Annotated in this window: 11 protein-coding genes and 1 pseudogene; 3 read left to right on the top strand and 9 right to left on the bottom strand. The window is 63.8% G+C overall.

The features are described 5' to 3' along the window. Positions 1-109 precede the first annotated feature (109 nt). Positions 110-2,600, bottom strand: a pseudogene (locus tag HP499_RS00750) (Tex family protein). An 88-nt stretch (positions 2,601-2,688) separates the two neighbouring features. On the opposite strand from HP499_RS00750, the gene HP499_RS00745 reads away from it, so the two are divergent. Then, a complete protein-coding gene (locus tag HP499_RS00745) occupies positions 2,689-2,985 on the top strand; it encodes a hypothetical protein (protein ID WP_172322067.1) in 297 nt (98 codons plus the stop codon). A 37-nt stretch (positions 2,986-3,022) separates the two neighbouring features. Here HP499_RS00745 and HP499_RS00740 read toward each other — a convergent pair whose 3' ends face one another. After that, complete coding sequence (locus HP499_RS00740; protein ID WP_172322066.1) at positions 3,023-3,457, bottom strand: CBS domain-containing protein; 435 nt, start codon at positions 3,455-3,457, stop codon at positions 3,023-3,025. A gap of 350 nt (positions 3,458-3,807) precedes the next feature. On the opposite strand from HP499_RS00740, the gene HP499_RS00735 reads away from it, so the two are divergent. Then, entirely contained in the window at positions 3,808-5,994 is a 2,187-nt protein-coding gene (locus HP499_RS00735; protein ID WP_172322065.1) for a hypothetical protein, read from the top strand. Positions 5,995-6,005: 11 nt separating this feature from the next. On the opposite strand, the gene HP499_RS00730 is transcribed toward HP499_RS00735, so the two are convergent. Next, complete coding sequence (locus tag HP499_RS00730) at positions 6,006-6,455, bottom strand: nucleoside deaminase (protein WP_172322064.1); 450 nt, start codon at positions 6,453-6,455, stop codon at positions 6,006-6,008. A 111-nt stretch (positions 6,456-6,566) separates the two neighbouring features. Between HP499_RS00730 and HP499_RS00725 the strand changes: the two genes are divergently transcribed. Then, positions 6,567-10,142, top strand: a complete 3,576-nt coding sequence (locus HP499_RS00725; RefSeq protein WP_172322063.1) for a bifunctional RecB family nuclease/DEAD/DEAH box helicase — start codon at positions 6,567-6,569, stop codon at positions 10,140-10,142. On the opposite strand, the gene HP499_RS00720 is transcribed toward HP499_RS00725, so the two are convergent. The 6 genes from HP499_RS00720 to dhaL form a co-directional block, all read right to left on the bottom strand. Continuing rightward, on the bottom strand, positions 10,129-10,938 hold the full coding sequence (locus tag HP499_RS00720) for a triose-phosphate isomerase family protein (RefSeq protein WP_309138320.1): 810 nt from the start codon (positions 10,936-10,938) through the stop codon (positions 10,129-10,131). The two genes, HP499_RS00725 and HP499_RS00720, sit on opposite strands and share 14 nt — an antisense overlap. A gap of 4 nt (positions 10,939-10,942) precedes the next feature. Then, positions 10,943-12,292, bottom strand: coding sequence for an MFS transporter (locus HP499_RS00715; protein WP_172322062.1), 1,350 nt, complete (start codon positions 12,290-12,292; stop codon positions 10,943-10,945). Positions 12,293-12,462: 170 nt separating this feature from the next. After that, a complete protein-coding gene (locus tag HP499_RS00710) occupies positions 12,463-13,227 on the bottom strand; it encodes an SDR family NAD(P)-dependent oxidoreductase (protein WP_017197721.1) in 765 nt (254 codons plus the stop codon). Positions 13,228-13,248: 21 nt separating this feature from the next. Then, positions 13,249-14,247: a 3-hydroxyacyl-CoA dehydrogenase family protein gene (locus HP499_RS00705; protein ID WP_172322061.1), complete on the bottom strand. Its 999-nt coding sequence runs from the start codon at positions 14,245-14,247 to the stop codon at positions 13,249-13,251. Positions 14,248-14,249: 2 nt separating this feature from the next. Next, the gene (locus tag HP499_RS00700) at positions 14,250-14,732 is read right to left on the bottom strand and encodes a ribose-5-phosphate isomerase (RefSeq protein ID WP_172322060.1); all 483 of its coding nucleotides are present in this window, start codon (positions 14,730-14,732) and stop codon (positions 14,250-14,252) included. Further along, a partial coding sequence (gene dhaL / locus HP499_RS00695) for a dihydroxyacetone kinase subunit DhaL (protein WP_172322059.1) occupies positions 14,729-16,343 on the bottom strand: 1,615 nt, incomplete at its 5' end. The genes HP499_RS00700 and dhaL, both read right to left, overlap by 4 nt.

Genomic DNA, 16,343 nt, shown 5'->3' with positions numbered 1-16,343 from the left:
ACCGGACGAACCCGCCCTGGTTCGCCCGACTCACCGTAGTGCGGCCTTTCAGGCGAACAAGGCGGGGATTCGTGGCCTGCGCGGCCGCAGTAATTTCCCGAGTCCGGCGCTACTTCCCGAGTCCGGCCCGGCGGAGAGCTTCTGCCATGGCAGTGTTCGCGGGTTCCGGGGACTGCTGGGGCCTTCCTTGCCGCGAGCCGCCCTGCCCGCGATCACTCTGTCCCTGCCGCGGCGCCCCTTGCCCGGGCTGACCACCGCGCTGGCCGGGCTGGCCCCCAACGTTGCCCGGGCTGACCACCGCGTTGGCCGGGCTGGCCCCCACGTTGCCCGCCCGAAGTCCTGCCACCCGAAGCGCCCTCGCCCGAAGCACGCCCGCCCGGGCCGCGTACGCCTGCAGTGCCGGGTTCGTCGTCGAGCCTCAAAGTCAGGGAGATCCGCTTCCGTTCGGGGTCGGCCTCCAGGACCTTGACCCGGACCACTTGGCCGGATTTCACGATTTCGCGGGGATCGGAAACGAACTTGTTGGACAGGGCGGACACGTGGACCAGGCCGTCCTGATGCACTCCCACGTCCACGAACGCCCCGAACGCTGCCACGTTGGTGACTGTCCCCTCAAGGATCATGCCGGGCTTGAGGTCGGAGATCTTCTCGATGCCCTCAGAGAACGATGCCGCCTTGAAAGCAGGACGGGGATCGCGCCCCGGCTTTTCCAGTTCGGACATGATGTCCTTGACGGTGGGCAGGCCGAAGGTGCCGTCCACAAAGGCCTGCGGATCCAGGGAAGTAGCGGGACCGCCGCCGGCCGCTACCAGGATCTTGCGGGCCACGGAGTATGCCTCCGGGTGCACGCTGGAAGCGTCCAACGGCTCCGCTCCCCCGGTAATGCGGAGGAAGCCGGCGCACTGTTCGAACGCTTTGGCGCCCAGCCTGGGCACTTTCTTGAGGTCACTGCGCTTGGCGAACGGCCCATTCTCGTTCCGATACGCCACAATGTTTTCGCTCAGCAAAGGCCCCACACCGGCAACCCGGCTTAGCAACGCCGGAGACGCTGTGTTGACGTCCACGCCCACGGCGTTCACGCAGTCCTCCACCACGGCATCCAGAGAACGGTCCAGCTTCGCTGCAGTGACGTCGTGCTGGTACTGACCCACGCCGATGGACTTTGGCTCGATCTTGACCAGTTCGGCCAAGGGGTCCTGGAGACGCCGGGCAATGGACACTGCTCCTCGCAAGGAGACATCCATCCCCGGGAGTTCGGAAGCCGCCAGGGCAGAGGCCGAGTACACGGACGCTCCGGCTTCGGACACCACCAGCTTCTGGATTCCCTTGGAACCGGCAGCTTCGAGGGATTTGATGAGCTCGGTGGCCAGCTTGTCCGTTTCGCGTGAGGCTGTTCCGTTGCCGATCGCCACCAGTTCCACGTTGTACTGCTTGGCGAGCCGGCCCAGGGTGGCCAGGGCTTCGTCCCACTTTTTAGCCGGCGCGTGCGGGTAGATGGTGTCCGTGGTGACCACTTTGCCGGTGCCGTCCACCACAGCCACTTTCACGCCGGTCCGGAGTCCGGGGTCCAGGCCCAGCGTGGCCCGGTTGCCGGCAGGTGCGGCCAGCAGGACATCGCGCAGGTTGGCGGCAAAGACCCGAACCGCTTCATCTTCGGCGTCGGCAAACATGCGTCCGCGAAGATCGGTGGTCAGCCGGTCCAGGATACGGCCCCGCCACGCGAGCTGCGCGGTCTGCATCAGCCACGTATCAGCGGGCCGCCCTTGTTGGGAGACGCCGAGGCACTTGGCCACAGCGTTTTCGTACTTACCGCGGGCGGCGGCCAGGGCGTCGTCGTCGGCGGGGTCTGATTCGGCGAGGTCCAGCTCAAGGACACCGTCCTTTTCACCACGCAACAGCGCCAGCACTCGGTGAGACGGCATTCCGGCGGGCACCTGCGTGAATTCGAAGTAGTCCTTGAACTTCTGGCCCTCAGCCTCCATGCCCTTCTTGACCCGCGACACCATGCGGCCCTGCTTCCAGAGCCGTTCGCGCAGGTCCTCGGCGAGGTCGGCGTCCTGCCCGACGCGCTCCACCAGGATGGCGCGGGCTCCTGCGAGCGCCGCTGCGGCGTCGTCGATGGAGTGCTCGGCGTTCAGGTACTTGGCGGCCTCGGTGGCGGGGTCCAGGTGCGGGTTGGCCAGCAGGACATCGGCCAACGGCTCCAGCCCGGCTTCCCGGGCGATCTGGGCTTTGGTACGGCGCTTGGATTTGAAGGGGAGGTAGATGTCCTCCAGGCGCGCCTTGGTATCGGCCCCGACGACGGCGGCTTCCAGTTCCGGGGTCAGCTTGCCTTGGGCGGCAATTGCCTCCAGGACAGCCTTGCGCCGTTCTTCGAGCTCACGCAGGTATCTGAGCCGTTCCTCGAGGTCGCGCAGCTGGGTGTCATCGAGCGTCCCGGTGACTTCCTTGCGGTAGCGGGCGATGAAGGGGACGGTGGATCCGGCGTCGAGCAGTTCCACCGCGGCTTTGACTTGCCAGGCCTTGACGCCGAGTTCGGCGGCGATCTGGGCATGGATGGCGGAGTCGACGGACTGGTGTTGGAGATTTGAAGTCACCATGACAGTTTGCCTCACCCGGCCGACAGTTTCCGAAGGCAGGTACCACGAAGGCCTATGCCGCGGGCGCTGTTAGTGCTGTAGTTGGAGCATGCAGGAACTGCTGATCATCCTTCAGGACGGGTTTGATTCCGACGACGTGACCGTGACCGTCAACGGCAAGGAAGCCGCGTCCGAGCGTGGCATCTCCACCAAGATGCTTCTGGGGATGGCCGATGAAGTCACCGTGGAACTGCCCGCGAAGGGCGCCACTGTAGGAGTGGAAGTAAGGAGCCGGAAACTTAGCGCAACGAGGAAGCTCGTGGGAAAACCGAAGAGCCTGATCGTCTCCATCGAAGAAGGCGAACTCGTCATGCGTGAAGGAACGGGCCGCGAGGCCTTCCTCTAAAAGAGGGCCTCGCGGCGGCTGGATTGGGTGCTCGTCCTCAGTGGGACATGCGCTCCTTGGCGGAGATGTGCTCCACCATTTCGCCGAGGCGCTGTTCGGCATAGTGGTTGCGGGCAATATCGCCTTGGCTGATGATGCCTACCAGCTTGTGGTCGCTGATGACGGGCAGGCGGCGTACTTGACGTTCCTCCATCATGGTGACGGCCTCGTCCACGGAGGCATCGGCGTCCACCCAGTACGGCTTGCCGGTGGCGAGCTCGCGGGCAAGGACTTCGCGGGCATCCTTGCCTTCGGCCAAACACTTGACCACGATGTCGCGGTCGGTGATGAAGCCGGTGAGCTTGCCGTCGCTGCCGCAGATGGGAAGTGAACCGCAGTCCAGATCCCTCATCAGCATGGCGGCTTCCTGGAGAGTTTTATCCTCCGCGATGCACTGCGCATCCGTGGTCATGAATTCACGTACGGCACTCATGGGTCCTCCTTCATCGATTGGGGTGATCGACGTGGGGCCTTCGGCACGAGTCCTTCGGCTCCGGGCGCCGATGATGCCAGCCTACGCCCGGCCGGTACTGCTGAGAAGATCAGCGGGAGCCTTTGAAGACCAAGATTTTGTTGAGTTTCCCTAGTTATAGTCCATTCGCTGGAGTATCGTCGGTCTGGGTTACACACGGCCTCCGGGCACTGGCCATCCAAGCTCATCCGAGCTCATCCGAGCCTCATCACTCGCATCCGCCCCGCCCCCGGACCGTCTTGCCGCCTCTGCCCGAAAGGGCGCGGGCGAACGCTTATCTTGACTGTTTGCAGAGCGAGGAAGATCCCCTGATGGACACCCCCACCGTCCCCACCACCAACTACGCCCCTGCCGCTTCCGCCGATTCTTCGAGTTGCCGCCGGCCCGCCGCTGTCAGCGGGCGCTATGAAGGGTTCCAAGGCTCTCCCGGCCCGATCGGAAGTGCCTTGGACCTGCGTTTGGATATCGACGCCGACGACGTCGAGTCGCCGGTCATGAACAAGGTCAGCGGCGATTTCTACACCACCCGTTTCGTCAAGGTCGCCGGTGTGAACCAGCTGGTGAAGACGTACGTGGAGTCCTGGATTGTAGACACACCCGCCGTCATTTTCACAGATACCGAGGTGCGTATCTCAGGAACCCTCCGCTTTTGGAAGGGAAGCCACCCTGCCACCACCGTGGACATTGTGGTGTCCTGGGCCCACGGAACAATTACCGGGGCTGTTGCTGCATTTACCGCCGGCGGGATCCTTGGACAGCTTTATGCCTGCTCCTACCGCTCCGAGGCTTTCCGTGACATGAACCTGGAACTGGACTACTGCACGTCGGTGGACATCGAACCCAAAGTCCCCCTCTACAACACCCACTCCCACAACAACCGCCCGGCGGGCCTCGCCAACAGGACCATCACCATTGAGTCCTCGTACAAGGACGCAGGGATCTCAGTCACCGTGGATCCAGTCCACACGGTGATTGATGACAGCGCCGCAGGCTTCGCCTCCTGGAACGTTGGTGAGCTGCACGACGCCATGGAGACCTCCTTCGGCAAGTACAACTCGGGCTGGCCTGCCTGGAATATGTGGGGCATCCAGGCCGGGATCTTCGACTCCGCGGGCGTGGGTGGCATCATGTTCGACGCCGCTGCCGGCTTTGGCGGCGCAGGCCGGGGACCGGACCGCCAGGGTTTTGCGGTCTTCCGGAACCACTCCTGGTTCACCAACCTCGTCACCAATGCGGTGACCCAGGATCAGGCGTGGGCCATGCGCCACTTCCTCTACACCTGGGTCCACGAGGCCGGGCATGCCTTCAATTTCCTGCACGCCTGGGACAAGGCCCGCCCCGATTCCCTGTCCTGGATGAACTACGACTGGAAATACGATCAACGCAACGGCACTGATGCTTTCTGGGGCAACTTCCGCTTCCGCTTTGACGACGACGAACTCCTCCATATGCGCCACGGAGACCGCGCCGCCGTGATCATGGGCGGCGACCCATGGGCTTCCGGAGGCCACTTGGAAGCCCCTGCCGGCGCCATGACGGTTTCCGGGCCGGGCAGCGACGTTGAATTGACCCTCGCCGCGAAGACCCACTTCGACTACATGGAACCTGTGTCCATCGAGTTCAGGTTGCGCAACACCACTGACGTCCCTCTCCCGGTGGATGGCCGCCTCGATCCCCGTTACGGCAACACCACCGTCTTCATTCAAAAGCCCAACGGGACGGTAGTGCTGCACGAATCGGTGGTCTGCTTCTACGGCCTCCCGGAGATGGTCACGCTGGCGCCGGCACCGATGGGCGATGAAGATGGCAGTGATCGCTACAGCCAACTGGTCCAGCTTGCCTACGGCGTGGAAGGCTTCGCTTTCGACGAGCCCGGCCAATACCTGGTCCGCGCCGTCTATTCCACGGACGGTATTGTGCAGGCTTCGAACACCTTGCCGCTGCGGGTCGGTTTTCCCGTCACCAGGGAAGAGGACCGTTTCGCTCCGGAGTTCTTCACCCGGGAAGTGGGCCTGACCTTGGCCTTTGAGGGGTCCATGTCGCCGTACTTGGAAAAGGGGTTGGACGCGTTGACCGAGGCTGCCGATCGGTTCGGAGGTGAGCCTTTGGGCGTCAAGGCGGCCACCGCCGTCGCGCAGTCCGTAGGAGATGACTTCTATCGCAGAAAGGAGGACAAGATGGTCAAGCACCACAGTGCTGATCCCCAGCGGGCACTGGCGCTGACTGACGCTGGTTTGGCCAGTTACCAGCAATCAGCGGGCGCCGCGGGCAACCTGGCCTACCGAGGCCTGGTGGAACTGCGCACGGAACTTCACGCGAAGGCGGACAACCGCGCGGCCGCCACCTCCGAGGTTGAGATCCTCGTCAAGGATTTAGGCCGCCGCGGCGCCAAGTCCGCAGTGCTGGCACAGGTGAAGGATCTGATGCCCTCCACTCCGGCCACCCGTTCCCGCCGGGCGGCTCCGAGGAAGTCCGCCAAAAAGCCGTCGGATGGCTAGCTGGCTGATGGCTATTCCGCGATGTCCTCTGCCCACAGCTCAGGGTGCTCGTCCTGGAACGTGTGCATCATCTCCACACAGCGGGGATCGTCCAGGACCACCACCTCCACCCCGCGTGAGCGCAGGAGGTCGAATTCGCCGGGGAAGGTTTCGGCTTCGCCCACTACTACCCGCGGGATCTTGAACTGGATGATGGTTCCGGTGCACATCGCGCAGGGTGCCAGGGTGGTGTAGAGCGTAGTGTCGCGGTAGGTCTTTTGCCGTCCGGCGGCCCTGAGCGCGGACATCTCGCCGTGCGCGATCGGGTCGCCGTGCTGGACACGCTCATTATGGCCGCTCGCCACCACCTCGCCGTGGCGGGCCAAAGCGGCCCCAATGGGGATCCCGCCCTCGCTGAGGCTCTTTTGCGCGGCTTGGTAGGCGGCTTCGAAAGCCGGGTCCATGGGGGCTGAATCGCTCATGGGTGCAGTCTAAAGCGGCCGGACCTTGTTTTGCCGGAAGCTATTTTGTCAGGGCCCGCTGATAGCTTGGCTTTAAGGATTTCAACCGGCGTGGAAGGAAGGTGGGTCGCTGTGTTCTTTCTCGATCCGGAGACAGCAGGCGCCCCGCAGGACCTGGTGTTCTCCGCCAGCGACCTCGTTATCGCGGCCACCTGCGAGTACCAGCTGCTCCGCAAACTCGACGAAAAACTCGGCCGTTCGCCCAAACCCGACTTCGCCGCAGACGCCATGCTGGAACGTACCGCCGCCCTTGGCGATGTCCATGAGCATCGGGTCCTGGACGAGTTCGTGGCAGCGTTTGGGCACTGGGATGCGGCCTCCGGGAAGGGCGTTTACGACGTCGTCCCCGCCACTGCCATGGACCGCGCCACCCTCTCGGCCAAGCACAGGGAATCCATCGACGCCCTGCGATCCGGAGCGGACGTAGTGTTCCAAGCGGCGTTCTTCGACGGCCAATTCCACGGGCGTTCGGACTTCCTGGTCAAGCAGCAGGGTGGGCTCTATGCGGTGTTCGACACCAAGCTGGCACGCCATGCCAAGGTCACGGCCCTCCTGCAACTCACCGCCTACGGGGACCAGCTCATGAAGGCGGGCACGACGCCGGACCCCACCGTCACTTTGGTGCTGGGCAACGGCGTCCACAGCGATCACCCGTTGTCCCAAATCCTCCCGGTCTTCAAGGAACGCCGGGAACGCTTCCTCGGCATGACCGCGGCACACGTCCTTGCCGGTGCCCCGGTGGAATGGGGCGACTCCCGGTATTCGGCGTGCGGCCGCTGCGATTACTGCGCCGAACAGGTCCAGCTGCACCGGGATCTCCTTATGGTGGCGGGCATGCGGATCAGTCGTCGCAAGAAGCTGATGGAAGCCGGAATCACCACCATTGACCAGCTGGCAGCCCTCCCGGCGGTTGGAGACCCCACGCTGCTTCGGCTCCGTGAGCAAGCCCAACTGCAAACGGGCACCGGAACCCCGGACGGCACTGTCGAGTACGCGGACAAGAGCGGAGAAGCCAAGGCCATCAGTTACAACGTGCTGCCGGAGAACACCCTCGCCAGGCTTCCCGCCCCGGACCCGGGCGACATCTTCTTCGACTTCGAGGGCGATCCCCTGTGGCAGGATCCAGCCACTGGTAAATGGGGGCTTGAGTACCTCTTTGGGGTCATCGAGAACCCTCCTGAACCCGGCGCCCCTCCCGTCTTCCGGCCTTTCTGGGCGCACTCACGCGCGGAGGAGGGCTCGGCGTTTGTAGACTTCCTCGACTACGTGGCCCAGCGCCGTGCCCTATACCCCGGCATGCACATATACCACTACGCTGCCTACGAAAAAACGGCATTGCGCAACCTCTCCCTGACACATGTAGTGGGCGAAACCGCCGTCGACGACCTCCTGCGCCAAGGTGTCCTGGTGGATCTTTATGACACGGTCAGGCACAGCATCCGTGTCTCCGAAAATTCCTACAGCATTAAGAAACTCGAGCCCCTGTACATGGGCCGGCACCTACGCTCGGGGGAAGTCACCGACGCCGGCGCGTCCGTGGTTGCCTACGCGGACTACTGCACGGCCAGGGATACCGGCCAGGCAGCACAGGCTGCGGCCATTCTCGAAGGCATCCGGGATTACAACGAGTACGACTGCCTGTCCACCCTGGAGCTGCGCAACTGGTTGCTGGCCCGGGCTGCCGAGCGTTCCATTGTTCCCGGCGGCCCTGTGGAGGACGACGTCCGCCCGGACACCGAGCCTGAAAAGTACGAGGCACCGCCCGAGGAGAAGGCTCTGTTCGATTACGTAGCCGGGCTGCCCGAAGAGGAACAGTCCTCATCCGATTCCCGGGCCATCGGCATCGTCGCCGCAGGAGTGGGGTATCACCGTCGCGAGGACAAACAGCATTGGTGGGGGCACTTCGACCACCTGGAAAAGCCAACGTCACAGTGGGAAGAGTCGCGTGATCTGTTCGTCGTGGATCACGCCGAGTTGCTGCAGGACTGGGCCAAACCCACGCCTCGCAGCAACCCCGCACGGAAAGTGAAACTGCTGGGCCGCTCCGGTGACGGTGCGGGATTGGACCCGGGCAAGAAGTATTTCCGGATGTACCAGTCCCCGCTTCCGGACGCCCTGGCTTCCAAGGAGTCCTCGGTCCTCGGCCGTGCAGGGTGGGGCGGAACCGAGGTGATCGAGGTAGGCGAAGACGGCGACTTCGAGTCAGTCACCATCGTGGAGAAGCTGCGCAATGACTCAACGGAATTCAGCCAAACTCCTATGGCCCTGACCCCTGACAGCCCGATTCAGACCACCGGGCAAAGGGCTGCCTTGGCTGCGTTGGCCACGAAGCTCCGTGCTGCGCTGCCTTCCTGGCCCAAAGATCCTGCCCTGGACCTTGTCCGCCGGATTCCGCCCCGACTGGGCACCCTGGCGGGCCTTCCGGCAGTTCCTTCCGGGCCGGATGGCTACATCGAGGCCATCACTGCCGCAGTCAAGGACCTGGACCGCTCTTACCTTGCCGTTCAGGGTCCGCCAGGCAGCGGCAAGACTTATGTGGGCGCCCACGTACTGGCCAGGCTGGTGGCCGAGGGGTGGAAGGTGGGAGTCGTGGCCCAGTCCCACGCGGTAGTGGAGAACATGCTCTGCGCTGCCGTGGAAAAAGCGGGCGTCGATCCCCATCTGGTAGCCAAGGACGTCAAACACAACGATCCTGTTCCGTGGACCAACTGTGCCAAAGGCGACGTGGAGGAACTCTTGGCCAAACCGGGTGGCGCCCTGATCGGCGGCACCGCGTGGACCATGGTGGGCAAGGAAGTCCCCGCCGGATCGCTCGATCTCCTGGTCATCGACGAAGCGGGACAGTTCTCGTTGGCCAACACCATGGCTGTCAGCCGGGCTGCCCGGAGGCTCCTGCTGCTCGGTGACCCCCAACAGCTTCCGCAGGTCACCCAGGGCAAGCACCCCGAGCCCGTTGACGAATCGGCGCTGGGTTGGTTGTCCGATGGCTACAACACGTTGCCGTCCCACCTGGGTTACTTCCTGGCAATGTCCTGGCGGATGCACCCGGAGCTGTGCGGCGCAGTTTCCGAACTCTCCTATGACAACAGGTTGGCGGCCGCCCCGGCTGCTGCCCTGCGTGAACTGGAAGGGGCAAGCCCCGGGATCTCTTGCATCTACGTCCCGCACACGGCCAACTCCACTGCCTCACCTGAAGAAGCTGTTGAAGTAGGCCGGCAAGTTCAGGCCCACCTGGGCCTGAACTGGCTGGACCCTTCGGACTCTCCGGAACGCCGTCCCCTCGAAGAGACTGACATCCTGGTGGTCGCGGCGTACAACGCCCAGGTCCAGCTCATCAAACATGAACTGCGGTCCGCCGGCCTCGGGAACGTGCGGGTAGGTACCGTGGACAAGTTCCAGGGCCAGGAAGCGCCGGTCGTCATCGTTTCCATGGCTGCCTCGGCCGCAGGAGAAGTCCCCCGCGGCATGGAGTTCCTGCTGTCCCGAAACAGGATCAATGTGGCGGTCTCGCGCGGTCAGTGGCGTGCCGTCGTCGTGCGTTCGCCGGAGCTGACCAACTACCTGCCGACACATCCCGAGGGCCTCGAGAACCTGGGAGGCTTCGTGGCCCTCTGCCAGCGGAGTTTTTGTACACCTAATGCCCTTTAGAGGGCGTCTTAGGGGCATCTGCTGTACAAAAACTCAAGGCTTCGTCCAAGACCCTGCCGAAGTTGGCTGCGTCATGAGCAAAGCGGCCAAGGAAGAGTCCTGAAACCCCGTCCAGTTGCGGCAACAAGCCCGGCTTCGCTGAACCGCCGTAAATGATGCGCATCCCGGAGAGCCCGTGGCGGTCCAGGGAGGCCCGGAGCGCGCGCACCACCAGCGAAACGTAGGAGGCCGAGGCAGGTTCCGGGGCACCGATGGCCCACACGGGCTCGTAGGCAATGACCAGCTGCGATGCAACGGACCAGTCGCCCGAGACAGCTGCTTTCACCTGTCCGAATACCGTTTCCGCTGCGGCTTCCGGTTCCAGGATTTCGCTCTCCCCCACGCACAGCAGCGGCGTCAGACCGACGTCGACGGCGGCACTGACCTTGAGCGCAATCATTGCCTCATCCTCGGCGAAGTGGCGCCGCCGCTCAGCGTGACCGATCTCTACGAGTCCCACTCCCAATTCAGCGAGCATGGACGGTGATACTTCGCCCGTCCACGGCCCGTCAGACCAACCGCAGTTCTGCCCGCCCAGCACCAACGGGGTGCCCTCCACCATCCGCGCCGCCGCCGGCAATACCGGGAAGGAAGGAATGACAAACGGGACCACCCGCCCGGCCGCAAGGGCCGGACGGGCGTCCACTTCTGCCACCAACTGCTCCAACCACTCCAGGCTGTGCGCGTAGCCCATGTACATCTTGGTGCTGACGCCAACCAACACAGTGTCCGCGTTGTAGGGAACAGAACGATTCACCGGTCTACTTTCCCAGCAGCTCGTCGGCCTTGTTGCTGAAGCGCTTGGTGCCGAACATCAGCAGAGCGGCGACGAAAGGCAGCACGCCCAAGGCGTAGACACCCATGGTGCCGGTGTCCGAGGCCGTGACCTGGTTGACCGTGGTGCGCAGGATCGGCGCCACGAACCCGCCCAGGTTCCCGAGGGAGTTGATCAGTCCGATGCCGGCAGCCGCTGCTGTTCCGGTGAGGAACGCGGTGGGATATGACCAACAGATAGGACCGGTGGACAGGAAGCTGCACACCGCCAGGGTGATGAAGATGATGCCAAGTGCCGGCAGCTGGTTTGCCCCTGCCCAGGCAGAGCCGAAGATGCACAAGCCCGTGGAGATGAACAGCGCTGTGCCCCAGCGGCGGCGCCGCGCCACGGTGTTGGCCGCCTTGCCGATGAAGTAGCAGGCGAAGATGCCGACGAACCACGGGATGGCCGCGAGGAGGCCGACGGCGATACCCACCTTTTGGCCGGTCAGCTGCGCCACCTGTTGCGGCAGGTAGAACGTGACGCCGTACACCGCTACCTGCAGGCAGAAGTAGATGACGGTGAAGTACCAGACCCGGCCATTGCGCATGGAGGCCAGGACGCCGCGGGGACCCGTTTCTTCCTTCACGGTGTCCTCCAAGGCCATGACATCGGACAACGCCCGTTTCTCTTCCTTGGTCAGGAACTTGGCATCCTGGGGGCTGTTGATGAGGAAGAAGTACGCGGCGATACCTGCCAGGACGGCCAGCATGCCCTCAACGAAGAACATGACCTGCCAGCCTGCAACACCCGGAACCTGGTCACCGATGTTGATCAGCCAGCCGGACAGGGGTGCACCCATCATCTGGGAGAACGGCTGTGCCAGGTAGAAAATGGCGAACATCTTCACGCGGACTTTATTGGGGAACCAGGCTGCCAGGAACATGATGACGCCCGGGAACAGTCCGGCCTCCGTCACACCGAGCAGGAACCGCAGGATGATGAAGGAGGTCTCGCCCTGGACGAACGCGAAGCACGCCGAGACGATGCCCCACGTAATGGCGATGCGGGCCAGCCACACCTTGGCACCGAACTTGGTGAGCAGCAGGTTGCTGGGAATCTCGAACAAGGCGTAGCCAATGAAGAAGATACCGGCGCCCAAGGCGTAAGCACCGGCGGTGATGCCCCTGTCCACTTCCAGCGCTGCTTCGGCGAAGCCCACGTTGGTGCGGTCAAGGAAAGCCACCACGTACAAGATGACGAGCATTGGCATGAGTCGCCGGGACGCCTTGGAAATGGCCGATTTGAGGACCGGCGTATCCAGCAACTCCTTGGTGGAATTGGTGGCAACAGACATTGAAACTCCTCTTTGAGTGACAGGAAGATGAGGTAATGCGGCACATTCAGCCGCGGACAGCCGCGGGTCAGCGCGGGAAGAAAATGAGCACCATGCCCACTGCGCAGGCGAGGACGCCCACGGCCAGGTAGATCTTGCGTTCTCGTGTCCAGGTCTTCATGGAGATGCGCCTAGTGCATGTACAGTCCGCCGTCCACATTCAGCGTCTGCCCGGAGATGTACCCGGAGTCTTCGCTGATGAGGAAGGCGATGGCGGCGGCGATGTCCCGGGTGGAGCCCACGCGGTTCACCACAAGGTCCTTGGTGAGCTCATCCTTGCGTTCCTGGCTCAGGGTTCCGCCCATGATGTCGGTGTCGATGGGGCCGGGAGAAATGGCGTTGACGGTGATGTCGTACTCTCCCAGTTCACGGGCCGTTGCCCGGGTCAGTCCGATCACCCCTGCCTTGGCCACGGAGTAGGGGGTTTTGGAGAACGTTCCGCCACCGCGCTGGGCAGAGACGGAGGAGATGTTCACGATGCGGCCGATCCGGTTCTTGACCATGGACTCTGCCACGCGGCGGGTGGCGTAGTGGACGCCATTGAGGTTGATGTTCAGGACACGGTCCCATTCGGCGGGTTCCAGCTCAAGGTAGCCAACGGGCGAGCTGACGCCGGCAACATTGGCCAGTGCGACGATCTGCGGCAACTCGGCCTCGAGTTCGTCGATGGCTGCACGGACCTCGGCCTCACTGGCAACATTTGCGCCAACACCGTGAGCCTGCACGCCATACTCTGCGGCGATTTCCTTCGCGGCAATCTTGCAGGCGGCGTCATCCAGATCGATGATGCCGATGTTCCAACCCTGCGCGGCAAGGTAGTTGACGGTGGCCCGGCCGATGCCTCGTTCGGAAACGGCGCCGGTGACAATTGCTGTGCGTTCTGCGGGGAAAGTCATAGGTTCTTCTCCTGAAGGGAATTAGTTGATGGGGGCCGGGCCGAGCTCTTCAATGAGCTTCTGCATAGCGACGTAGGCCTTGTTGCGGTAGGCGATAAGTTCCGGGGTCCGCTCAGCAGGCACGTTGAGGAAGCCCGCGCCGGTCTTGGTGCCGAGTTTGCCTGCTTCGACCAGGTCGGAGAGGATCTTCGGCGTCGCGAAGCGTTCCGGGAACCCGGTCTGCAGGGACTTGTAGCAGAAGTTGTAGACATCCAAACCGGCCATGTCCGCAATCGCGAACGGACCGAAGAAGGGCAAGCGGAAGCCGAACGTCGTACGCACCAGGGTGTCGACGTCGTCCGCTGTTGCGATCCCTTGCTCCACCAACTGCGCTGCCTCGTGGAACAGCGCGTACTGCAAGCGGTTCAGGACAAAACCGGTGACGTCCTTGACGACGGCGGTCTGCTTGCCGGCCGCGTGCACCAGCTCGCGCGACGCCGCTACCGTTGCCGCAGAGGTTTCAGCGTGGGGGATGATCTCGACGCCGGGGATGAAGGGTGACGGGTTGGAGAAGTGCACCCCCAGGAAGCGCTCGGGAAGGGCGACAGCTTCAGCGAGCGAAGCGATGGAAATGGTGGACGTGTTGGAACCGATCACGGCATCCGGGCGGGCCGCAGCGCTGATCCGGGCCAGTGTTTGGTGCTTGATTTCCAAGACCTCGGGCACGCATTCTTCGATGAAGTCAGCGTCGGCCACCGCTTCCTCGATGTCCTTGGCGGCCCACAGATTCTGCTTCAGGATCTCGGTGGAGCCTTCAGGGAAGAGTCCGTCGGCGATGAACTGGTCCGATTCCACCAGCAAGCGGTCGAAGTTCTTCTGCGCGATTTCGGCAGAGACATCGGCGAGTGCAACCCGCGCACCACCCAGCGCCAGCACCTGGGCGATGCCGCCGCCCATGTAGCCGGAGCCGACGACGGCGATCTTCCGGGCCGCGGCGGGCACCGTGCTTTCAGATGCTGCAGGAGCTTCAGGAATGGTCATGTTCAGACTGCCTTTGTGTAGTCGGGCTCGTACGAGCAGATGGCGTCCACCTTGGCGGCGGAAGATGAGGTGTGGTCGAAGCGGTGGTTCAGCCACTCCCCTACAAGCTTTTTGGCCAGTTCCAAGCCGATAACGCGCTGGCCGAGCGTCAGGACCTGGGCGTTGTTGCTCAACACTGACCGTTCCACTGAGTAGCTGTCATGGGCTGTGACGGCGCGGATTCCGGGAACCTTGTTGGCCGCGATGGCCACCCCGAGTCCGGTGCCGCAGATCAAGAGTGCCCTGTCCGCTTCGCCCTCGGCCACTTTGCGGGCGGCGTCAACGGCCACGTGCGGGTAGGCCGTGGAATCATTGAATCCGACGCCGACATCGGTCACCGATGCCACGCGCGGGTCTGCTTCCAGCAACGCTACGAGTGCCTGCTTGTACTCGACGCCGGCCTCGTCGTTGCCGACGACGATGCGCCAGCCTTGGTTGTTGCTCATGCTTGTGCTCCATTTCCTGCCGCTGCCGCTGAGGAAGCGGGCGCCAGTTGTGAATCGATGAATTGCGAGATCCTCGAGGTAATCAGTCCGAAGGAGACCGCCCCCGGATCAGGGTGGCCGATGCTCTTTTCCGCGAGGGGACGCGCCCGGCCCTTGAGCGGGCGCAGTTCAGCTGTCTTTGCTGCTGCGGACTCGGCGGCCGCGGCGGCAACGGCCAGGGCCCGGTCGACTGGAGTTCCGCCGTCGAGCTCCGTGAGGAAGGTGTCCCGGAACGGCAGGAGCGCATCCACCATGGTCTTGTCCCCCGGATCGGCTTTGCCGAGTTCGGTGATGGCGCGGACGAAGGCCTCGACCGCGGCGGCCGCATCCTCTGAGGTATAGCTTTCACGGTTGCCCAGCGACAACCCGGCAGCGATCACCGCCGAACCCCATAGAGCCCCGGATGTCCCGCCGGCGCGTTCGCTCCACGCTTCCCCGGCTGCAGTCAGGACCCGCGCGGCGGAGGCACCGGAGGCTGTTTCGCCGGCGGCAGCTGCTGCATCGACACCGCGCCGCATACCAATGCCGTGGTCCCCGTCGCCGGCGATCGCGTCCAGCTTCCCGAGTTCCTCTTCGTGTTCGATCACGACGTCGCGCACCTGGGCGAGGATGGCCACGGCCTGCCGCCCGAGTTCAGCCGCTGCGGGGGTTGGCTGTTCGACGTCGGCGGTTTCGGCGTCGTCGATTGCTGTCTCAGCGCGAGCTGCACGGGGTGCCATGCTGCCCTTGCGGAATGCGGGAGTGTCAGCCGGCGCGGCCCAGTACTGCTCAAGTTCCTCGTCCAGCCAGAGCAGCGTCAGTGAGAGTCCGGACATGTCCAGGCTGGTCACCAGCTCGCCGCATTCGGGCTCCACAACGGTGAGGCCCGCAGCTGTCAGCAGCTTCTCGACCTTGCCGAACAGGAGGAAGAGTTCGTCGTACTTCACGGTGCCAAGACCGTTGACAATTGCTACTACACGGTTCCCCGCGTCCTCCGGCTTGTCATCGAGAAGCTTCGAGACCAGGAGGTCCGCCAGTTCTGAGGCGGTGGGCATGGGGTGCTCGGAAATACCCGGCTCGCCATGAATTCCCAGTCCCAGCGACATCTGCCCGGCAGGGACGTGGAACAGCGGATCCTTGGCGCCCGGGAGCGTGCACCCGTCAAAGGCCACCCCCAGGGACCGCGTCCGGTAGTTGGTCTTGATCGCCAAACGCTCGACGTCGTCAAGGTCCAGTCCCGCTTCGGCGGCGGCTCCGGCGATCTTGAAGACCGTGAGGTCGCCCGCGATGCCCCGGCGCTTTTCGATGTGCTCGATCGGCGCGCTGGCAATGTCATCAGTGACTGTGACGGTTCGGGTTTCGATGCCCTCCGCATTGAGCCGGAGCTGCGCCTGACCGAAGTGCAGGACATCACCGGCGTAGTTGCCGTAGCTGAGCAGGACTCCCCCGCCGGCGTTGGCGGCCTTGGCCACGCGGTACACCTGACCGGCTGCCGGGGAAGCGAACATGTTTCCGCAGGCTGAACCTGTGGCCAGACCTGGCCCGACCAGTCCGGCGAACGCCGGGTAGTGCCCGGACCCACCTCCAACCACC

Source organism: Paenarthrobacter sp. CM16 (assembly GCF_013179505.1).
In the GTDB taxonomy this organism is placed as follows: Bacteria; Actinomycetota; Actinomycetes; order Actinomycetales; family Micrococcaceae; genus Arthrobacter.
Note: the sequence above shows the minus strand (reverse complement) of the source record. Positions and strands in the feature narration are given on the sequence as shown.